This is a genomic window from Blautia luti, from assembly GCF_013304735.1.
Classification (GTDB): Bacteria; Bacillota; Clostridia; order Lachnospirales; family Lachnospiraceae; genus Blautia_A.
Genome location: NZ_JAAITI010000020.1, coordinates 35178 through 54326 on the forward strand (window position 1 = coordinate 35178; position 19149 = coordinate 54326).

General features: G+C 46.7%; 22 protein-coding genes and 2 pseudogenes. 7 read left to right on the forward strand and 17 right to left on the reverse strand.

Annotation, left to right across the window (positions count from 1 at the left end; all coding sequences use genetic code 11):
• Positions 1-101: 101 nt before the first annotated feature.
• On the reverse strand, positions 102-287 hold the full coding sequence (locus G5B06_RS11635) for a hypothetical protein (protein ID WP_071144226.1): 186 nt from the start codon (positions 285-287) through the stop codon (positions 102-104).
• A 284-nt stretch (positions 288-571) separates the two neighbouring features.
• Positions 572-706 (reverse strand): hypothetical protein, encoded by a 135-nt coding sequence (locus G5B06_RS19250; protein WP_256137231.1) that lies wholly within the window; start codon positions 704-706, stop codon positions 572-574.
• Positions 707-794: 88 nt separating this feature from the next.
• Between G5B06_RS19250 and G5B06_RS11640 the strand changes: the two genes are divergently transcribed.
• Entirely contained in the window at positions 795-974 is a 180-nt protein-coding gene (locus G5B06_RS11640) for a hypothetical protein (protein ID WP_173772109.1), read from the forward strand.
• Positions 975-992: 18 nt separating this feature from the next.
• Here the strand turns inward: G5B06_RS11640 and G5B06_RS11645 are convergent, their stop codons facing one another.
• A complete protein-coding gene (locus tag G5B06_RS11645; RefSeq protein WP_173746553.1) occupies positions 993-1202 on the reverse strand; it encodes a hypothetical protein in 210 nt (69 codons plus the stop codon).
• Between the two features lie 144 nt (positions 1203-1346).
• Here G5B06_RS11645 and G5B06_RS11650 point away from each other — a divergent pair, with 144 nt between their 5' ends.
• Positions 1347-1730 carry a helix-turn-helix domain-containing protein gene (locus G5B06_RS11650; RefSeq protein ID WP_173772111.1) on the forward strand — a complete coding sequence of 128 codons (384 nt, stop codon included), beginning with the start codon at positions 1347-1349 and terminating at the stop codon, positions 1728-1730.
• A gap of 249 nt (positions 1731-1979) precedes the next feature.
• Here G5B06_RS11650 and G5B06_RS11655 read toward each other — a convergent pair whose 3' ends face one another.
• On the reverse strand, positions 1980-2177 hold the full coding sequence (locus tag G5B06_RS11655; protein ID WP_055296883.1) for a helix-turn-helix domain-containing protein: 198 nt from the start codon (positions 2175-2177) through the stop codon (positions 1980-1982).
• Positions 2178-2242: 65 nt separating this feature from the next.
• Between G5B06_RS11655 and G5B06_RS11660 the strand changes: the two genes are divergently transcribed.
• Positions 2243-2698 (forward strand): hypothetical protein, encoded by a 456-nt coding sequence (locus G5B06_RS11660; protein ID WP_173772074.1) that lies wholly within the window; start codon positions 2243-2245, stop codon positions 2696-2698.
• A 173-nt stretch (positions 2699-2871) separates the two neighbouring features.
• On the forward strand, positions 2872-4263 hold the full coding sequence (locus G5B06_RS11665) for a recombinase family protein (RefSeq protein ID WP_202030852.1): 1392 nt from the start codon (positions 2872-2874) through the stop codon (positions 4261-4263).
• Positions 4264-4281: 18 nt separating this feature from the next.
• On the opposite strand, the pseudogene G5B06_RS11670 reads toward G5B06_RS11665, so the two are convergent.
• From G5B06_RS11670 to G5B06_RS11680, 3 genes and pseudogenes are all read right to left on the reverse strand, one after another.
• Positions 4282-4797, reverse strand: a pseudogene (locus tag G5B06_RS11670) (ABC transporter ATP-binding protein); the annotation flags it as partial.
• A 177-nt stretch (positions 4798-4974) separates the two neighbouring features.
• The gene (locus G5B06_RS11675; protein ID WP_173772113.1) at positions 4975-6006 is read right to left on the reverse strand and encodes a sensor histidine kinase; all 1032 of its coding nucleotides are present in this window, start codon (positions 6004-6006) and stop codon (positions 4975-4977) included.
• Entirely contained in the window at positions 6003-6695 is a 693-nt protein-coding gene (locus tag G5B06_RS11680; RefSeq protein WP_117944164.1) for a response regulator transcription factor, read from the reverse strand. The genes G5B06_RS11675 and G5B06_RS11680 overlap by 4 nt, the downstream gene beginning before the upstream one ends.
• Positions 6696-6934: 239 nt before the next feature.
• Between G5B06_RS11680 and G5B06_RS11685 the strand changes: the two genes are divergently transcribed.
• The gene (locus tag G5B06_RS11685) at positions 6935-7291 is read left to right on the forward strand and encodes a helix-turn-helix domain-containing protein (RefSeq protein ID WP_117944165.1); all 357 of its coding nucleotides are present in this window, start codon (positions 6935-6937) and stop codon (positions 7289-7291) included.
• A 222-nt stretch (positions 7292-7513) separates the two neighbouring features.
• Here the strand turns inward: G5B06_RS11685 and G5B06_RS11690 are convergent.
• Positions 7514-8766, reverse strand: a pseudogene (locus G5B06_RS11690) (relaxase/mobilization nuclease domain-containing protein).
• A 114-nt stretch (positions 8767-8880) separates the two neighbouring features.
• Here G5B06_RS11690 and G5B06_RS11695 point away from each other — a divergent pair.
• Entirely contained in the window at positions 8881-10293 is a 1413-nt protein-coding gene (locus G5B06_RS11695; protein WP_055214156.1) for an ATP-binding protein, read from the forward strand.
• An 89-nt stretch (positions 10294-10382) separates the two neighbouring features.
• Here G5B06_RS11695 and G5B06_RS11700 read toward each other — a convergent pair whose 3' ends face one another.
• The 9 genes from G5B06_RS11700 to G5B06_RS11740 form a co-directional block, all read right to left on the reverse strand.
• Complete coding sequence (locus G5B06_RS11700) at positions 10383-10664, reverse strand: CD1845 family protein (protein WP_173772115.1); 282 nt, start codon at positions 10662-10664, stop codon at positions 10383-10385.
• Between the two features lie 247 nt (positions 10665-10911).
• Positions 10912-12534 carry a recombinase family protein gene (locus tag G5B06_RS11705; RefSeq protein WP_173772117.1) on the reverse strand — a complete coding sequence of 541 codons (1623 nt, stop codon included), beginning with the start codon at positions 12532-12534 and terminating at the stop codon, positions 10912-10914.
• Positions 12535-12641: 107 nt separating this feature from the next.
• Positions 12642-12827 (reverse strand): hypothetical protein, encoded by a 186-nt coding sequence (locus tag G5B06_RS11710; protein WP_015540918.1) that lies wholly within the window; start codon positions 12825-12827, stop codon positions 12642-12644.
• Between the two features lie 270 nt (positions 12828-13097).
• Complete coding sequence (locus tag G5B06_RS11715; RefSeq protein ID WP_173772128.1) at positions 13098-14438, reverse strand: virulence-associated E family protein; 1341 nt, start codon at positions 14436-14438, stop codon at positions 13098-13100.
• Complete coding sequence (locus G5B06_RS11720; protein ID WP_055059557.1) at positions 14323-15063, reverse strand: CHC2 zinc finger domain-containing protein; 741 nt, start codon at positions 15061-15063, stop codon at positions 14323-14325. Before G5B06_RS11720 ends, G5B06_RS11715 begins: the two co-directional genes overlap by 116 nt.
• Before the next feature lie 47 nt (positions 15064-15110).
• Complete coding sequence (gene mobQ, locus G5B06_RS11725; protein WP_173772130.1) at positions 15111-16583, reverse strand: MobQ family relaxase; 1473 nt, start codon at positions 16581-16583, stop codon at positions 15111-15113.
• Positions 16584-16585: 2 nt separating this feature from the next.
• Complete coding sequence (locus G5B06_RS11730; RefSeq protein ID WP_008816380.1) at positions 16586-16903, reverse strand: DUF3847 domain-containing protein; 318 nt, start codon at positions 16901-16903, stop codon at positions 16586-16588.
• Positions 16904-17189: 286 nt separating this feature from the next.
• The gene (locus tag G5B06_RS11735; RefSeq protein WP_004614949.1) at positions 17190-17393 is read right to left on the reverse strand and encodes a hypothetical protein; all 204 of its coding nucleotides are present in this window, start codon (positions 17391-17393) and stop codon (positions 17190-17192) included.
• 147 nt (positions 17394-17540) lie between these two features.
• Positions 17541-17765 (reverse strand): helix-turn-helix domain-containing protein, encoded by a 225-nt coding sequence (locus tag G5B06_RS11740; RefSeq protein ID WP_005362423.1) that lies wholly within the window; start codon positions 17763-17765, stop codon positions 17541-17543.
• 302 nt (positions 17766-18067) lie between these two features.
• Here G5B06_RS11740 and G5B06_RS11745 point away from each other — a divergent pair, with 302 nt between their 5' ends.
• A complete protein-coding gene (locus G5B06_RS11745) occupies positions 18068-19108 on the forward strand; it encodes a DUF6076 domain-containing protein (RefSeq protein WP_173772119.1) in 1041 nt (346 codons plus the stop codon).
• Positions 19109-19149 lie beyond the last annotated feature (41 nt).

Here is a 19149-nt window from a genome sequence, read left to right on the forward strand (position 1 = left end):
ATTCTCGCTAATGTCTCATAAAATTTCTTGATGTTCTGTTCACTCACCTGCTGCACCTCCAATCTATTAAAAAGGCTCTTGCCTGTTGTTTTCGTGTTCGGTTAGGCGGTCGTTGCAACCGCCTCTTTCTGTTCCCATCTGCGACGCTCCTCGACTTTTCCTGCTGCCTTGCCCTCTGCGTATGCAGACATGACCATGATTGCCATTGATTTTCCCTCAAGGTCGGAAATATTCATGAATCTTTCTGCCATGTTCTCGATTGCCGTCTTTTTCTCGTTTCTCGTCATGATTCAACACCTCCTCTGTTGATAGTGTTTTATGTGATTTCCTGCACTGGTGGTTCTCTCGGTCTCTGCATCCCGTCCACCTGCTTTCCGGCTATGTCTACCGTGTTATGACTTTTCACCTTAAAAAATCATTGAAAACCTGTTGACCAACCGTGAACCTTTTAGCAAGTCCACCCGCTGCCATGTTTCCCACGGTATCGCTGACGCTGTCTCTCGGCTTGCCATCGTCAGAGCGTCGGTCGCCATCCGGACGCTGACGGGGCGACTGTTGCCCCGTTTCGGCTTTAATAAAATGAATCTCTCTGCATTTCGTCGTCGACTTCTTTCGGTATCGGAATAGGTTCAAAATCATCGTTTTTTCCATCCCAATAATCAAATAACTCTTGTATGTACTGATTCAACTCCTCTACTCTGCTCATTTCCGTTCCTCCTGTTCTTGCTTGTCCTGTTGCATCTCCTGCCATATAATAAATGTGCGACCATTTCAAAATGACAGGAGGTGACAACATGGCGGTTCATCATGACACTTTCAAAAGTGCGATTGCAAGTGCGTTTGAAAATAGCGACATCAAATTTTCAAAAGTTTCTGATTTATCAAAAGAAGAATTTGAACGTCTTCTCGCATCAGCTATCAAGGCATGTGTTGAAACACAAGATTTTGCACAACACATTCGCACTTTGAAATGATTTTCTCGGAGGAGTGTTTCACCACTCCTCCACAATCTTTCCTATTTCTTCCGCTGCCTTTTTGACAACCTCTGAAATCTGCTTGATTTGCTCCGGTTCGGGGTCTCCCTCGAATTCCGCTCTCACTCTAATCTCTTGGTGTTCGGAAACCTCCGTTTTGTAGAAAATGAGTTTTTCAATCGCCCCAGTTCCCCGTGTTCTTACGTTTGAAATTTCATGTTTTGGCATTTCTTTTCACCTCCTTGTTGTTGTCCTTGAATACATAATATGCGTCTTTGACAACTTTGTCAATAGTTTTTTGTATTCTTTGAATACTTTTTTATTGCATTTTATTTCAACGGGTGTTATGATTCATAAAAAGGAGGTGTTCGCATGACACAAAATGAGCGTGTAAAGGAAATAAGAAAGACGCTCGGTCTCACTCTTGAGAAATTCGGTGAACGTATCGGAGTGACAAGAGGTTCAATGTCTAATATAGAAAACGGAAATCGTAACCTAACCGAACAAATGACAAAATCTATCTGCCGTGAGTTCAGCGTTGATTATATGTGGTTGACCACTGGTGAGGGAGAAATGTTCATTGACACGGACGATGATTTCATCGAACGCATTGACCGCATCATGGCGGGTGAGGACGAGGCACGAAAAAACCTTTTCAAATTCATGCTTGAATTGAGCGATGATGACATCGCAGCACTCGACCGCTTAATGAAAAAAGCGATTGAGTTCACACAAAATAATAAAGAAAAAGACTGACAGTCTTTTCAACTGTCAGCCTCATGGGTGTACAGATACGCCACGAATTTATATATCCTCTTGAGGATGCGTTCGTTTTGTATCTTCCCGACTATTTCAACAATAGCCTCTTTGTAATTCAAGGGGAACACCCCCTTTCCGATTACAGTGTATCATATATTTCCATCATTGTGGAAATATCGAGGTTGATTTCCATAATCGTGGAAATCGTTCCTCCTGCTGCCGGAATCCCGCTGCAATGTGATACAATTATTTGTATTCGGATTCAAACAGGTCGGTGATTTTCACGCCTAATGCAATCGCTATCATTTCAAGCTGAAATAATGTCGGCGACACCTTACCGTTTTCGATGTTGTTTATCGTAGATTTTCCGATTCCGGATTTCTTCGATAACTCCATCAATGTGAACCCTTTTGAGGTTCTCATTTCCCAAACGAGAATTTTCATCCTGCACACCTCCTTTCTCAAGGAAAGTGTACAGAACGAAAAGTTATAGAAATGGAGGTGCGTTCATGAAATACGGTGTCCGGAAACCAAATGTCAAAAAAAGCATCAAGGCACGAACAACTGGAAAAGTCAAACGGCAGGTCAAAAAGGCGGTCAATCCCCTTTATGGTAAAAAGGGAATGGGAATCGTCAACGACCCGAAAAAGGCAGCATACAACGCAGTTTATAACAGAACGACCGTCGGTGTATCTGACCTTGTAAAAGAGGCAGCATCGACAACTCAAAAATCTGCTGCGAATGTTCCTCATGCCGTTCCGCAGAAAAAGGAATACTCCGACCGCATGTATAATGTTTGCGGAACGCTCATGATTGTTCTCGGTGTTATCCTTGCACTTTTAGGATTGCTCCTGCTGCTTGCTGTTCCTGTTGGTGGAATCGTGGCTGTTGCCGTTGGTGTGATTTGCGTCATTATCGGTCGCAAATATAGAAAAATCGTCAAAGAACGTCATTTGAACGAATAGAAATGTAAATAAAAAAGAGCAGCCTCCACGCCAATGGAAACCGCTCTTTAGATAACATATACCTCCGTATAAGCACGGCGATAAAATGTCACCCCGCAAGTCTCATTTTATCATAAAACCGTGCTTGTGCATAGGTTTTATTTTTATACCTTTTTTTGAATGGAGTTGATAAAATGCGACGTAAAACAACCGCTCCTGTTGAGAAAATCCTGCTCCGTGTGGCAATCTATATCCGTGTTTCGACCGACAAGCAGGTCAAGGACGGAGATTCCATGCGTGACCAATTAGCAACAGGGCAAAAATACATAGACAGTCACGAGAACATGATTCTCGTTGACACATACATTGATGACGGAATCTCCGGACAGAAATTGAAACGAGACGACTTTCAACGCCTCATTGATGATGTCCGTGCAGGTAGAATTGACCTCATTATTTTCACCCGTCTTGACCGTTGGTTCAGAAACCTCCGTCATTATCTGAACACGCAGGACATTCTTGACAAGCACGGTGTTTCATGGACTGCCATTGAGCAGCCTTATTTTGACACCTCAACCCCTCACGGTCGTGCTTTCGTTAATAACTCAATGATATGGGCAGAGCTTGAGGCTCAAAATGATTCCGACCGAATCCTCGGTGTGTTCGATGACAAGGTTGACAACGGGGAGGTTCTCTCCGGCTCAACTCCTCTCGGATATACGATTGTAAATAAACACCTTGTACCGGATGACGATGCTCCGACCGCCGTTGCTATCTTCCAATACTACCGCAAGACCGGAAACTTGAGCATGACACTCCGGTACATGGAGAGTGAGTTCGGACTTGTCCGTTCTGCTGCCAGTCTCAAAAATATGCTCACAAATACGAAATACATCGGTGAGTTTCGTGATAATAAAAATTATTGTCCTGCAATCATCGACCGTGACCTTTTCTTTGATGTGCAGAGACTTCTCAAAATCAACATCAAGAGCGGGAAAAAGCACGATTATATTTTCAGCGGTCTCGTTGTGTGTGATGACTGCGACCATATCATGAGCGGATGTCAGCAACGTGCAAAAGGTCGTGTCCGTGCTGATGGAACACAAATCGTATATAAATACAGTGTGTACCGCTGCCGACAGGGTGTGAACCTGCACCGCTGCCCGAACCGAAAACTCGTCTTTGAGACAACCCTTGAAAAGATGCTCCTTGAACGCATCCGTCCGGAACTGGAAAACTATATTGCAGAATACGAGGTTGCAAATCTTCCGGCATTGCGTACCGATGCCAAACGCCGGAGTGTTGAGGGAAAAATGCAGAAATTGAAAGACCTGTATTTGAACGACCTCATAACAATGGACGAGTTCAAACTTGATAGAGAAAAACTGCTGATGCAGCTTGAGAAAATAAATGCAGAGGATTCCCGACCTGTCAAGGATTTATCGTATTTGAAAAACTTTTTGAAAATGGATTTTGAAAGTGTGTATGATTCTTTGTCTATACCGGAGAGGCGTGAATTGTGGCGTTCCATTGTCAAGGAAATCCGTGTTGACCATGACAAAAACATTCATATTATTTTTTTGTGATTGTTATACTACTAACTGAACCCCTCCGGTAGGCTCGTCGGCCAGTACGATAGCTGGTTTTGTAATCAATGCGCGGGCGATTGCTACACGCTGCTGCTGGCCGCCGGAAAGATTGTTCGGCATATTATTCAGTTTATCTTCCAACCCCAGCATCATTACAACATTATCCATAAACTTCTGATCTACAATATCTCCATCCAATTCCACAGGTAAAACGATATTTTCATAGACATTCAGCATTGGAACAAGATTATAATTTTGAAAAATAAAACCTATATTTCGGCGTCGGAAGATGGTAAGCTGCTCGTCGTTCTTCTTTGCCAGTTCTTCACCCCTGACAATTATAGTTCCACTGGTAGGGGTATCCAGTCCGCCCATCATGTGAAGAAGGGTGGACTTGCCACTGCCGGAAGTTCCAACAATAGCCACAAACTCTCCATCCTCCACAGAAATATTAACTCCATCAAGGGCACGAGTAATATTCGGCTCTGCACCGTAATACTTTTTCAGGTCAATCGTCTGTAAAACGCTCATATTCAAAACTCCTTTCAAGGCTTCCTTTGTATTGATAATGTCATTATAAACCACAAATGTCCGCGAAATGTTACAGCGGCCAAAAAATCTCATTGAAAATCGGGGTGAAATGTTACAACGCTCGGACATTTCAAAAAAATTTACGGCGGGCAGCCAGAAATGGCCGTCCGCCGCGTTCTATTTTGTAGGCAGCATAATGGAAAATGCCGAACCCTTGCCCAGCTCCGAAACCACTTTGATATAACCGCCCTGCCGTGTTACGATTTCACGGGCCAGATACAGGCCAATACCCACGCCCTGCTGTTCGTGTACTTCTTCCTCTCGATAGAAGCGCCGAAAGATGGCAGCCTGATTGCTTTCGGAAATGCCCTTTCCGGTGTCGGTCACTTTGATCTCCACATACATTTCCCACAGCACCACCGACACAGCGATTTTCCCGCCTGCCGAGGTGTACTTCACCGCATTGTCCAGCAGGTTAAAGAGGGCTTCCGATGTCCACTTGCTGTCATGGGAGACGGTTAAATCTTCCGGGCAGTCCACGGTCACGGAGATTTCCTTTTTCTCCGCTGCATACACGATCCCGCTCATGGCTTGTGCCACAGTATCAAAAAGGCGGCCCATTTCCTTATCCAACTGGATCACGCCCGTTTCCAGACGGGAAGTTTTCACAAGGGCCTGAAAGAGAAAGTCCAGCTTATCCGTCTGGCTGCGGATTCCCCGGATAAAGTCGGTGCGCTCCGCTTCGGCCATAGGCTTTTCCAGCAAGGTATCCGTCGCCATTTTTAGATTGCTGACCGGAGTTTTTACCTGATGGGAAATGTCCGATACAAGGGTCTGTAATTCCCGCCGTTCCTCATCCACCCGACGACGGTTCTCCTGCATGATTTGATACAATCGGGACAACCGATGGCTAATGCGAGCAAACTGAGTTTCCTGTTCTTCTAATAGCATCGGTTCTTCATTTCCACTAATCATGCTGTCGATTGTTCTGCACAAATCAGAGGTAAAGGATACCAATCTTTTTGCAAGTATTTGTGCGCAAACCACAAACCATATAAATGTACATAGCAACAACAATATTCCAGCCAGCAATACAGATGTTTGTTTCGTAAAAATGAATATGGTCAGAGTAATGACTATTATCGAAACTGCCTGTCCTACCATAATCCAACTAAATAGCTGCTTTACCGAGAGGTTCTTAAACTTCATTTTACATCGCCTCCCGTCCATTGATATCCCATACCGTAAACAGTCTTGATGTAGGGCGCACCGCCGTCAGATTCGATTTTGCTGCGAATCCGGCTGATAGAGGTTGTTAGGGTATGTTCATCCACAAACTTCTCGTCTATATCCCATAGCTTTTCCAAAAGCTGTCCACGGGTTAGTACTTGCCGAGGATTTTTACGGAATAGATTCAGCATTTTGTACTCCATCGGGGATAGGTTCAGGGGTTTACCATTCAGGGAAGCTGTCTGCTCCGAGAAGTCCAGAAACAGCCGCCCGTCGTCGTAAATGTCCTTGGCCGGTTTGTGGTGTTCCAGCATGGCGAACATGGCTTTGATTTTTCGCTGCAAAGCTCCGATTACAAAGGGCTTTGTGATGTAGTCCACCGCACCCACCTCATAGCCTCGTATCTGGTCGCTCTCCTGATCATTGGCAGTCAGGAAAATTACGATGGTGTCCGGGTATCGAGGCTTTATCAGCTTGCATAACTCAAAACCGTTTCCGTCCGGCAGGTTGATGTCCAGCAGCACTAGATCAAATTCCAACTGACAGATGACATCGGCTGCGGTTCTGGCATTTAGGGCGGAAGTCACTCCGTAACCGTCTGCGGTCAGGTTATAGGCTAACATCTTATTCAAAAAACTGTCGTCCTCGACAATTAAAATTTGCTTCATATATCCTCACTTCCTTTGCTTTGACAAATAGTATAACATACAAATGTCCGCGAAATGTTACAGCGGACAGATTTTTTCAAAAAATTATCCACCTATATTATAATTTGATTCAGTTAATGATACAAGGATGGCATTCAAGTCTTCTTAAAAAATCAGCATAATCAAGCCTATTGACCGGCATAATAAGGTTATTCCTTTGTGCAAATCGGCACGATAGAATATACTTGAGGTGAGTGATTATGCCGATTGATGATTTGACTGCTTTGGGGCAAAAAATGCGGGAAGCCCGAAAGAAAAAAGACCTGACACAGCAGGAGCTTGCGGATCTGAGCCATGTATCTGTCAAGCAGATCGCCAGCATTGAAAAGGGACAAATAAATCCGTCCTATTTGATTTTGAGAGCATTGGCAAAGATCCTGCACATCTCTTTAGATACGCTTATAAATCCAGATGTTTCCCTGGAAGATGAGGGTGTCAATCAGATGAAAATGCTTTATTCCAGCTGTCCGCCAGAAATGCGTGACACCCTACTGCATCACACCCAGGAAACGGTGAAGGAACTGACAGAGTTGTCCGAGAAATTTGAAACGAATTGAGCCAGTGAGTGAAATTTAACGATTCTCTCACTGGTTCTTTTCATTTTCGGAGAAAAGAGGCAAGCAATGCCTGTGTTAATACACACAGGCCCGCAGAGAAGAAAATCCCTCCGTGATTTTCCTCTCCGCTTGCTTGTTGAGGGCAACGCCCCCAAGCCCCTTTGAACACAGAATTTCATTCTGTGGCTGCGCGTTCTGCGAACGCTTTTGACCAGGACCAGCTTACCGCTGGCCGTGGTCTTTTTCTTTTTCAACATCCTGTTCTACCTCCATTTTCAGCACTCGATCTACATTTACCTTTGCCGTTAAAAGCTCCCGCATTTCCTCACGGGAACGCCGGTACTCGGCATAGGTCTTTTTCTTCTCTTCCAGCAATTTCACGTACTCCGTCTGCAACTCTTTGACCTTGGGAAGCTTCTTGACCCCCATCTCATCAAAGGCATTCTTAGCAGCCTGGTGGAGCAGAATTTCTTCCTCATGTTCCTCCCGGAATTTCTTAGAGTAACCCGCCTTGCGGTATGCCACATAGACCTCACGGGTCTTGGCATAATTTACGATGTGAGTACGCAGAACCGCGATCTCTGCCATGCGCTTTTCAGCCGCTTTGATCTGCGCCGAAAGCTCATTGTGATGTGCCGTGACAGCCGCAGCCTTTTCTTCCAAAAGCGCATACTCCAGCAGATTGTTCTCTGACAGGTAATTCATGGTCTGCGCCATTTGTTTCAGATTGAAAACTTTAGCCCATCGAGTATAGCCAGCACCTTTTCCAGCCTGCAATTTTGCCTGAATGTCCACCAGCAGATTGATCTTTGGCGGCTCTGCCTGTGCGACTGTTTTCTTTCGCGGGGTATGTGCTTTCTTCCCGGAGAGAACTGCCCGCAAATCTTCCAATCCATATCCTTCGCCCAGACTGTCCATGCGGGCGGCTTTCTCCCAACCAGAGAGCTTCAGTCGATACGATTTTCCGCGCTTTGAAACTTCACAACCATACTCTTGCAACAGCTTCAGCAGTTCTTCAAAGTCAGCAGGACTTTGTGATAATGCGTTGTCAATCGCCACACGAAGCAGCTCTCGGTGAGAGGGCTTTGCCTGATCGCCCAGCCATTTGTTATAGCTCTTTCCGTGAGGTTTCGGATTCTCTACAATGGACAGTCCATTCTCAATACAGATGGTGTCACTTAGCCGACGAACCGCCTTGGTGCTGCCCCAAAAGTTTCGGAACTTCCGGTCATATTCTAAGCTGACCAATGACCAGATAATGTGATTATGAATGTGCGACTTGTCTATGTGAGTGCAGACTACAAAGGCATGATTGCCTTTAGTAAAACGCTTTGCAAATTCTACGCCCAGCCGGTAATGAGCCTGCCGTTATCTGTTTTCTTTGGATTGGCCACATAGTCGATGATGTCACTGATCGCCCGACTCTCTGTGCGGCCTTTGCCGACATGAAGCGGCATGATTCTTGTAGTTGCCATAAAAAGCCCTCCTCTCAAAATATTTTCTCTGAACTCTTTGTGCCTATCGTTGAAATAAACTCTCCTTATGGGTATAATATAAAGAAACTACCAATACCTCAAAGGAGGGATTTTATGATAGAACAGCTAATTGCTGAAGCAACCGAATGTGATTTCAAAGTTGCACTTGAAATAAAAAAACCCAAAAGCTGGTTAAAAAGTGTCAGTTCCTTTTCTAATGGAATCGGCGGAACTCTGTTTTTCGGAATCTCTGATGACCGGAAACCTATTGGCTTGTCCGATGTTCAAAAGGATGCTGAGGCAATCAGCCGCTTAATCAAAGAACGAATCACACCATTACCTCAGTTTATCTTAAAACCATTACAGGAAGATGGTAAAAATCTATTAGCTCTGGAGGTTTCTCCCGGCCGCAGCACCCCATATTATTACAAGGCAGACGGAGTGATGGAAGCATATATCCGTGTTGGAAATGAAAGCGTAATTGCCCCGGATTACATTGTAAATGAATTGATCTTAAAGGGAACCAATCAGTCCTTTGATACCCTAACAACAGACGCGGTAAAAAAGGATTACAGCTTTACACTTCTGGAAGCAACCTATCTGGAACGGACCGGTCTCCGCTTTGAGCCATCCGATTATGTTTCCTTTGGTTTGACTGATAAAAATGGACTCCTGACCAATGCCGGAAAACTCATGACCGATCAGCACACGGTTTATAACTCCCGTATGTTCTGTACCCGGTGGAATGGCTTTGAAAAAGGCTCTATCTTTGATGATGCATTGGACGATAAAGAATACGAAGGGAATCTGATTTATCTACTGAACAGCGGCAGTGAATTTATTCGCAATAATTCCAAAGTCCGTTTTGTCAAAAAGGCACAGTATCGTGTAGACAAGCCGGATTATGCTGAACGAGCTGTGACAGAGGCTCTTGTTAATGCGCTTATCCATCGTGATTATATTGTGCTTGGCAGCGAAATCCATATTGATATGTTTGATGATCGGGTGGAAATCACATCTCCGGGCGGTATGTTTGGCGGCGGCTCAATTCAGGAATACGATATTTACAGTATTCGTTCGATGCGACGAAACCCTGTGATTGCTGACCTGTTCCACCGCATGAAGTACATGGAACGCCGTGGAAGTGGTCTGCGCAAAATCGTCAGTGAAACTGAAAAGCTGCCTGGATACACAGAGGCATATAAGCCCGAATTTTCCTCAACAGCGACAGATTTCAGAGTTATTTTGAAAAATGTGAATTACATCATGTGCGGTGCTTCCGCACATGATACAGCACATGATGCCGCACATGATACATCTGTGATCAGCAAGCAAAACTTGCTATTGGAATTTTGTGCAGACCCTAAAAGTCGAGATGAAATGCAAGCATATATTGATGTTTCCAGCCGTTCTCACTTCAGCAAATATTACCTCAAGCCTTTATTATCTTCTGGTAAACTTGAAATGATGTTTCCAGACAAACCCAAAAGCAAAAACCAGAAATACACTACCGTTCATTCCAAATAACCAAGAAGCAGGGCACTGGGTCTCATCTCCCATTGTCCTGCTTCTTTTCATTCCAGATTTATTCACATCATTTACCCATACATCCAATCCTAGATCGCAAATTTCAAATCCTGCACCTTACCCAACAGCCAGATCGCCGCAAGCGGCAATCCCATCGGGCTAATCAAAAAAGCTATAACCAACAAAATCACACCATTCTGCGGGGAATAGGTAATAATCACAGCCGCGCCAAGCAGAGCAATTACCGTGCTTAGTAGACCAAGCACCAGACTGGATATGTAGATCAGCCCCGTGCAGAGCCAAACAAAAAGCGTCAACACCAAAATGACTGGTGCAGTTATGACCAAAATGACTGATGCAGTTATGATCATCAGCAGACATTTCAAAAGGTATACTAATCAGCCCTAAAATACCAATAGTTAAAAATACAATACTATAATTTCTATCTTTTTTGAAAGAAGTTTTATTGTTATCAATTTTTTCAACAACGTCTCCTGACTTTAACATTTCATCAACTGGAATATCAAATTTCTCACTTATTAGAATAAGTGTATTAATATTTGGAACAGAGACTCCGTTCTCCCTTAATTAAAGATATTGTTGGGTAAAAAAGAAAGGTCAGTCGATTTTGCCGATGAAGCGGTAGTAGATTTCTACTTCCTGTTCACGGCTTCCGTCCTCGCCCTTGACAGCTTCGTGGACGGTTATTTTTTCAATTAGAGTGTTCAGAAGTTCGGCGGTCAGCTCCACAGGGTTGACATACTGTTTCATTAGGGCAATCCACTTTTCAGCATCCGCTGCGGTCTGTACGGCGGCTTCCATCGTTTCGTGAAGCTGTCTTATTTTTGCTTCAAGCTCCTTTTGCTCGTTCTGGTACTTCTCGGACAGCATATTGAAGTTATACTCGGTTATGCGTCCGGCAGACCAGTCCTCATACATTTTAGCAAACAGCCCGTCAACCTCGGCTTTACGCTTCTCTGCCTTTTTCAGCTCCGCAGCCTGCTTTTTCTTTGCAGAGTTTCTTTCCCTGTCGCTGGCATTGAGCAGGCGTTTCAGTAACTTGTCCTCGTCTTTCTGTGCCAGCATAGACCAGTATTGCAGTCTTGCAAGTACATAGGCATACAGTACATCATAGCGGATATAGTGCATGGAACACTGGCGTAATCCCTGTCCGTTTTTGCTGCAATGGTAGTACCCGTATGGGTTTTTGTTCTGCTTGTTTTCCCCATAGGCTAAAGACCATCCGCAGTCTGCACATTTTATCAATCCTGCGAAAATCTGTGTCGTACCGTTTCTGCGTTTCCTGCGTCTGCTTGCAATCAGCTCCTGAACTTTTTGAAACACTTCTTCGGAAATGATGGCTTCGTGGGTATTTTCCACACGATACCATTCTTCCTGCGGCTTCCGCACCTTTTTCTTGTTCTTGAATGAAATGTTGCTCTGCTTGTTGTGAACGCTGTGACCGATGTAGGTTTCCTCTTTCAAAATGCTCTTGACCTGTGCAATCGTCCACGCATAGGCTTTTTCTGCGGGCGCACCGGCGTAGATATTAGCGAAAGTCCCGTATCTTTCATAGTTCAGCCAGCCGGGGGTAGGTACTTTTTCTTCCACCAGAATCCGTGTAATGCTGGCGGCACCCCTCCCGTGTACTGCAAGGTCAAAAATCTTCTCTACAATCCAGCGCGTTTCCGGGTCGATCAGAAGATGACCTTTTTTGTCCGGGTCTTTTACATACCCCAGCGGTGCATAGGCTCCATAGTGTGCGCCATTGGCAAATCTTGTGCGCATGGCAGTCTTGACCTTTTTGCTGGTCTGTCGGGCGTGCATTTCATTCAGGATGTTTAAGAATGGGGCAAGCTCGCTTTCTCCGTTGATGGTGTCCACATTGTCATTGATGGCAATGTAGCGTACTCCCTTGCTGGGGAAATAGATTTCCGTGTACTGACCGGTCAGGATATAGTTTCTTCCCAGACGGGATAAGTCCTTTGTGACAACGCAGTTGATTTTCCCGTCCTCGATGTCATCAATCATCCTTTGGAAACTTGGACGCTCGAAATTTGTCCCGCTCCATCCGTCGTCAATGTACTCGTCTACAACAGTCAGCCCATGCTCTGCGGCATACTGCCTAAGCATCATGCGCTGGGTCTGGATACTGCCGCTTTCCCCCTGTAATTCATCGTCACGGCTCAATCTCAAATATAGTGCAGTGTTATAAATCGTTGTATTGTATGGTTGTTTCACGGTTAAAAATCCTCCTTCTAAAAGAAACAACCCACGCTTATATAATACTCGCTGGTACAAGTATATCATAAGCGTGGGCTGATTGACAGTCGTTATTCCGTATTTTTTCAGGAAGCGGCGGCAGCGTGCTGGATCACATCTTCCAGCAGGCTGTCAAGCGGCTTCCCATCCTGTGCGAAATGCTCCGATACCTTGATACGGACTTTCCCCATGACAAAATACTGGGTGCCGTCTTTTTCGGTAAGCAGGGTGCCGCTGTTTTCGTTGTTGCTCTCGTTTTTGTTTTTTGCCATAGGCAGTTACCTCCATAAATGAAATATGCCCGACATGGGAATGTCAGGCAGGTGTATAGCCGTAGGCTGTCTCCATGTCAACCAAACCGTGTCAACCGGCAGAAAAGACTTTGAAAACAATCCACAGGCGCTCTATTATTACTTTTTACTTTTTCTTTGATTTCTTGGTTGACATGGTTGACAAAGGAGAGAAATGCCCCAAATATCAGGCTTTTCCCCGTCAACCGGCTGTCAACCGAAGCGTCAACCAAACTGTTAACCGGCGGCTTTTCAGAATGGCAGTTCCATTTGCCGGGCTTCTTCTTCCGTGATTTCCTGAAAACCGTCCCCCTCCGGCGGGTCTTGGTTGACACGCTCCCAGCCTTTTTGAGAACCGTATTTCTTATACCGCTTCGGGCTTTTGTAGGCTGCCCAGCCCTGTATGATGCCGCCCGCAATGCCGGTATTCATAATCTCGCAGATTGCCCGTGTCTCCCAGTCTGCCGGGGAATTTAAGTTCCCCAGCGCTTCCTCATAAAGCTGCTTGGAGCATACCCTGTCACCGGTGTAGTCCTCCAAATAGGCGTAGATCATGCCAGCCTGTGTGTCCTCCTGCATGAAGTCCTGCTGATGGGCGTTCAGGTATCGGTTCATTTCTATGCTGAATGACAGCTTATACTTCCCACTGCGGTAAACCGTCATGGCTTCCGCCCACATCTGTTCGATATACGCCCTCGCCGCCGCTTCATCGTCCAGTATGTGAACCTCCGCCCGTTCCGGGTACACCGTCACGGGGAGAAAGCGCCGGTTGCCGGTGCGGTCACGGGGCAAAAAGTCCTGCCGGTTGGTCGTCCCTCCAAATACACATTGCCGCAGCCGGTCTGCCGGATGTGTCTCATACGGCACTTTGTAGGTTTCTTTCTGGCGGCTTAAGAATGACTTGATTTCCTCAATACTCTTGGCGTTGGCTGTGGCGATCATCTCCGACATCTCGATAATCCAATGCCCTTGAAGCTTGCGGTACACATTTTCATCGTCCAGCTTCTTCAAATCGTCTGAAAACCATTCGTCCCTGCCTGCCAGCAGCCGGAAAAAGGTAGATTTCCCGGCTCCCTGACCACCAACCAGACAGAGCATGACCTCAAACTTGCTCCCCGGTCTGAATACCCGCCGGATGGCTCCCATCAGGAACAGTTTCAAGGCTTCATAAGTGTATTCGTCCGTATCGGCTCCCAGAAAGTGATGCAGGGCATAACGAATGCGCTCTGTGCCGTCCCATTGCAGGCTGTTCAGGTAATCCCTGACCGGATGGTAGCGGTTTTCATTGGCAACAATCTTGATGGCGCTCTGCACCTTTTTCTCGCTGATAAGCCCGTAATTTTCTTCCAGATACAAAAGCAGGTAGTTCATGTCCATGTCGGTCAGCGTGGTACTGGTGCGCTCCCAGCCCAGCGGCTTCACAATGTCAATCTGCTCCGTCAAAAGGTTCAGACGCAGCGCCCCACGAAACAGCGGGTCACGCTGGAACACCGTCAGGCAGTTTCGGATGCTGTTCTTCACGCCGCCTTTCTGCGTCCCCTCTAACGTCTCCCGGATTTCTTCCGGTGTCTGCGCCGGTTCCATTGTGTCCATCGTCCTTTTGACCGCTTCCTGCGTTTCCGGCGGCAAGCTCTGAAATTCGCTGTTCAAGCCGCAGCACCTCCTTTCCCTGTGCGGCGATCAATGCCGCTTTTTCTTCTATTTCTCCGTATAACAAAATATCCAAAAGGTATTCTGTGTAGCTTATCCTCTGCAACGCTTCCACAAAAAGAGGATGCCAGATGGCATCCTGCGGCTGTGGGGCGTATGCTGTTTTCCAATGTTCCAGCAGGCGCTGATAATCGCATAGCACCCGGAAACAATACCGTTCCGTTTCCTGAAATCTCTGCTCCGCTGATTTTTGCCGGGGCTGTGACCTGTTGTGACGCTTCCTATCTGGCGGCGCATTGCCGGATTTCTCATAGGAAACGCCGAAGTCCTCCGCAAGCCTGACCGCAGCTTCCCGTTTCCCCAATCCATGCAGCAAAGCGGCAAAGTCGATCACATCCCCGGAAGCCCCGCAGCCGAAGCAGTAAAAGCGGCTGTCCACTTTCATGCTGGGCGTGCGGTCATTGTGGAATGGACAGCAGACCATGCCGTTTCTCCCCACCCGGATTCCATAGAATGAAGCAGCCTGCCGTGTGGTAACAGACTGTTTCACCGCTTCAAATACATTCAAATGCTCCCTCCGTAAAAATACCGGTAGCGGTAAAGCTGCCGGTTATATCATAGCTCCATCTCATGTTTCTTTCTCTGTACTTCCTGTGGCTGCTCCCTCCGGCGCAGTGCGGTATCTACGGCGTTCTGCACCTGCCGCAGCCGTATGACTTCCTCCCGGAGTGGCTTGTGCTGCGGAGACAGTTCGGCATACTCTGTTTTTAACTGTGCGTATTCCTGTTTCCATGCTTTCAGGGCAATGGGTTTTCCGTCCAGTTTTTCTTTCAGAATACGGCGGGCGGCATAAAACAGCCGTAACTCCGCATCGTGGGATGTTTCAAATTTCTCCCTCTGTTTCTTAAACTTGATATTGTTCAATTCCGTATGGACAGGTTTTAGCCGCTGGTAATTCTCGCCCTCCCGTATCAATTCCTGCAATTCCTTTATCCTGGCAGATTTCTTTTTCATGGAGCCGCTTAATGCTTCAAATTCTTCACTGACAGAGGAAAGACGCTCCTGCAAATCCTCTAATGTGAGCAGCTTGTTTTCCGTCAGATAATTGACGGCTTCGGCAAACTGCTTTAAGTTTCCGGTTCTGGCTTTATTGCTCCATGCCCCTGCGTTGCGCTGGTTGTAATAAGCGATCAGCAGGTCGGCAAGGTTCGGTGTCTGCGGTTTGGAAAGTTCTTCTTTTACCTCTGCCATCCAGACAAACAGGGCTTTGATCTTCTTCCTCAAATCCTGCATGAGCCGGTTGGTGGCTTTAATCCAGCGGTTCAGTTCCCCTTTCTCGGTGCGGATGCCCTTTGCTTCCATCTGCCGGACATTAGCTCCCTCGTGGACAGTAGGTATCAGGTCAAGCCCCTGCCGCACATAGGAACGGTGGTCGATACGCAAATCCAGCCCTTTTTCCTCAAATTTTGTATTAACGGCAGCCGCCCACTGCTCCCGCCAGTGTTCCAGCGTTTCCGGCTCATGCCAGTCTGTTGTATGGACAGCGTTAAACATATAATCGCCGTTTTTATCCCGGATTCGGTTTCCATCTTCATCAAGAAGATATTCCCGACGCTGTTTTTGTCCCCATGTGCCATCCGGGTTCAAAGGGCGCATGGTTGTCATCACATGAAAATGCGGGTTAGGGATGCCGCCGTCCTCTTTCTCCGGGCTGTGAAAAGCAAGGTCGGCAATCATGCCTTTTGTCACAAACTGCTCCTGTACGAACTTCCTCGCCAGCTCCATGTTTTCTTCCAGCGTCAATTCATTCTGCATGGCAATATCAAAGGAATAGGCAAGCTGTGCTTTTGGATGTTTCTCGCAGTTCTCCACAGCATTCCAGAGGGTCGCCCGGTCAAGATATATTTCCGGCGCATGGGGCGGCAGCATGATTTCCGAAGCGATCACGCCGCCCTTTTTGGTGTAGTCGCTGACTTCTCCATAGTAGCTGCTGTAAAGACGCTCCCCGGCTCGATAGGCTGCGCTGGCAATGGCGCTCTGACCGGCGCTGCGCTTGATCTGTGCGATTGAAAAATGATAAAGTGCTATCCTTAGTCACCGCCTTTCTCCTGCCCGGAAATACGGGCGTGGTTCTCTGTGGCAGACCGGATGAAATGCTCCGCCTGCGGCAGATTCAAAATGCTTTCCATGAGGGAATAAAATTCCGCTTCGGATAGCTCCTTTGTCTGTGGTGCAATGCTCTCAATAGCTGCCCCACGGGTAATCAGCCGGTGCGTCCTCTGTTTCCGGGAACCGCTTTCCAGATACGCCTGCCGGTTTTTCAAACGCTGCATTTTCCGTTTTTCCTGTTCCAGCAGGACAGTGGTTTTTTCATATTCCTGCTTCAACTGTTCCAAAGATTTTTCCATGTTCTCACATCCTTTGCTGATAAGATAAAGAAAGACCATCCGCAGACAGTCCGTGTGTCAGTGCTTCTATAAAACCCGATGAAAAGGGAAAACCGCAGAGCGGATTTCTCTTTGCGGCGGGTACACAGGGGATAGCCGCTTTAGCGGCGCAAGGGGGTGTAGCCACCTTGTCGGAGCGAAGCGAACGCAGACCTCGGATTGCTGATTTTATCAGCGGCAGAGGTAAGCTCCGCAGGACGCACGATACATGGTCTTTAGACTATGTATAGAAGTGCGCCCTTAGTTCCTAAGGGATTTTGCCGTTTCCGGCAGTCTTGTCCTTTTTCTTGGAACGCTTGGAAAGATACTTCGGGCAGTCAACCACAACCGCCCGGAAGCTCTGTTTACATTCGTGCTGGCATTTCCGGCACAGTTCGTTGTAAGTGATACGGCTGCGGTCATTTAAGAAGAAAGACCATTCCAACCGCCGCTTGTTACTCATTCTTGCCATAACCGGCTCCTTTCTCCGTTTCTATCTGATGTACGCAGATAGGCTGTTTTGATGTAGCGTCTCGGTATCATTTTTAAGTTTTTTTCCCTCTGTATGCCCCTTTGGAAAGTGCGGCAGTATTGCAAGTCAGGGAATGATACCTCACGCTTATTTGTCGCTTCCCGGTACGGTTTCGGAGCCTTTTGCCATCCATTCAAAGAAAGCAATTTTGCTGACCTTGATAAGTCTGCCCCTGCGGAACGCTGGAAAGCCGGGTGTGTGTACCAGCTCATAGGCGCTCGCTCTTGAAATTCCCATAATCCGCTGAATGTCCGCCACATCCAGAACCAGCGGTAAATCCTCGTAGCTGTTCAATCTCTTTTTATCGTTCATTCTGTTCCTCCCATAAATCAAATAGGTTAAAATGCTTCCTGTTGCCGTTCTCCCCAAAAGCCGTTTTCCTGCCCCATTCCTGCGGTGTTTCCCTGCATTGGTGCGCCGAATGCGTCACTTCTCCTGCCGGTCATATCCCTTTTGGACGGTCATTCACTTGTCAAGGTACTGTGCGGTACGAAATTACCAACCGCAATCATCATAGCGTACTATCCTTGACAAAACAATGATTCTGCGATACCATGAGTGTAACGGATATAACTGAATTATATAATTACCATAAACAAAGGCAGGGGATAGGGATGGAGAATCAGTTTATACGGCATGAGCCATGTTTTGAGAGGATTTTGTTTGTCCTGACGCTGGACAGGAAGAAAATGAAAGAGCGGATTTTGATTGGGGAAGAACAGCAGATCCGCTTCCGTCTGAACGGGAGCCAAAACGCAGAGGTGCTTTGTGATATGACACGCCCACTGGGAACTTTTTTGATAAACTTTGAGCGTGACACGGACAGAGACTGGAACTTATACGGGCTTTCTCCGCTGCGGCAAGCTCTCCACTCCAACCGATGGAAACAGCCGGAGCTGGAGCAGGCGGCAAGCGAATTTCTTTGGGAGAAATATCTTAGCAACGACCCTCTGAAAATGTATGTGGCGTTCCGTATCTGGAACAGCTATCTGCTTGCCAGAGAACCCCGTGACCGTAACGCTGCCTGTGACCGCTTCATGGATAAAATGAGCAGACTGACCGGGGTATTCCAAAACGAAACCATGAGCTTTGACAGGGAGACAGGAAAACCGAAACAATTTCAAGCTGGCAGCCTTTATTTCAAAGGCGCACCGTCAGAAGATACCCGGCTTGACCTCTGGTTCCCGGACAACCGGCGCACAGAAGAATGTGTGTCTGCCCATGCGTCCCTCTACCCGTTGATTACCTATTATCTGAACAGGCTGAATGACTGGGGGCTTTGCTTCCGGCGGTGCAAGGTCTGTGGAAAATATTTTCTGGCAAAGAGCCAGCGGTATGAGCTGTGCAGCGACAAGTGCCGAAAAGCACAGGCGCTTCAAAACAAGCGGGAATTTGACGAGAGGTCAAGAGAAAATAACTATGACCTGCTTTATAAAAATGAATGCCAGAACTGGCGCAACAAAATAAACCGGGTAAAAAATACCGCAGGCTTTCCGGCTGACCGTCTGGAAAAAATACAGGCTTCCTTTTCCGACTTTAAGAAAGAAGCCTTACAGAGAAAAAAGGCTGTAAAAACAGGAACGGCCAGCCCGAAAGAATTTACGGACTGGCTGTATCAGCAGAGTAATGTAATTGTTGAGCTGACCGAGATATGAAAAACTTTCTATCGTCAATTTCGCATTATTGCAATAACAGA

Bases quoted from the DNA above. Each gene is read 5' to 3' on its own strand.
- G5B06_RS11635 (WP_071144226.1), bottom strand. From the start codon at position 287: ATGACGAGAAACGAGAAAAAGACGGCAATCGAGAACATGGCAGAAAGA.
- G5B06_RS19250 (WP_256137231.1), bottom strand. From the start codon at position 706: ATGAGCAGAGTAGAGGAGTTGAATCAGTACATACAAGAGTTATTTGAT.
- G5B06_RS11640 (WP_173772109.1), top strand. From the start codon at position 795: ATGGCGGTTCATCATGACACTTTCAAAAGTGCGATTGCAAGTGCGTTT.
- G5B06_RS11645 (WP_173746553.1), bottom strand. From the start codon at position 1,202: ATGCCAAAACATGAAATTTCAAACGTAAGAACACGGGGAACTGGGGCG.
- G5B06_RS11650 (WP_173772111.1), top strand. From the start codon at position 1,347: ATGACACAAAATGAGCGTGTAAAGGAAATAAGAAAGACGCTCGGTCTC.
- G5B06_RS11655 (WP_055296883.1), bottom strand. From the start codon at position 2,177: ATGAAAATTCTCGTTTGGGAAATGAGAACCTCAAAAGGGTTCACATTG.
- G5B06_RS11660 (WP_173772074.1), top strand. From the start codon at position 2,243: ATGAAATACGGTGTCCGGAAACCAAATGTCAAAAAAAGCATCAAGGCA.
- G5B06_RS11665 (WP_202030852.1), top strand. From the start codon at position 2,872: ATGCGACGTAAAACAACCGCTCCTGTTGAGAAAATCCTGCTCCGTGTG.
- G5B06_RS11675 (WP_173772113.1), bottom strand. From the start codon at position 6,006: ATGAAGTTTAAGAACCTCTCGGTAAAGCAGCTATTTAGTTGGATTATG.
- G5B06_RS11680 (WP_117944164.1), bottom strand. From the start codon at position 6,695: ATGAAGCAAATTTTAATTGTCGAGGACGACAGTTTTTTGAATAAGATG.
- G5B06_RS11685 (WP_117944165.1), top strand. From the start codon at position 6,935: ATGCCGATTGATGATTTGACTGCTTTGGGGCAAAAAATGCGGGAAGCC.
- G5B06_RS11695 (WP_055214156.1), top strand. From the start codon at position 8,881: ATGATAGAACAGCTAATTGCTGAAGCAACCGAATGTGATTTCAAAGTT.
- G5B06_RS11700 (WP_173772115.1), bottom strand. From the start codon at position 10,664: ATGATCATAACTGCATCAGTCATTTTGGTCATAACTGCACCAGTCATT.
- G5B06_RS11710 (WP_015540918.1), bottom strand. From the start codon at position 12,827: ATGGCAAAAAACAAAAACGAGAGCAACAACGAAAACAGCGGCACCCTG.
- G5B06_RS11715 (WP_173772128.1), bottom strand. From the start codon at position 14,438: ATGGACACAATGGAACCGGCGCAGACACCGGAAGAAATCCGGGAGACG.
- G5B06_RS11730 (WP_008816380.1), bottom strand. From the start codon at position 16,903: ATGGAAAAATCTTTGGAACAGTTGAAGCAGGAATATGAAAAAACCACT.
- G5B06_RS11735 (WP_004614949.1), bottom strand. From the start codon at position 17,393: ATGGCAAGAATGAGTAACAAGCGGCGGTTGGAATGGTCTTTCTTCTTA.
- G5B06_RS11740 (WP_005362423.1), bottom strand. From the start codon at position 17,765: ATGAACGATAAAAAGAGATTGAACAGCTACGAGGATTTACCGCTGGTT.
- G5B06_RS11745 (WP_173772119.1), top strand. From the start codon at position 18,068: ATGGAGAATCAGTTTATACGGCATGAGCCATGTTTTGAGAGGATTTTG.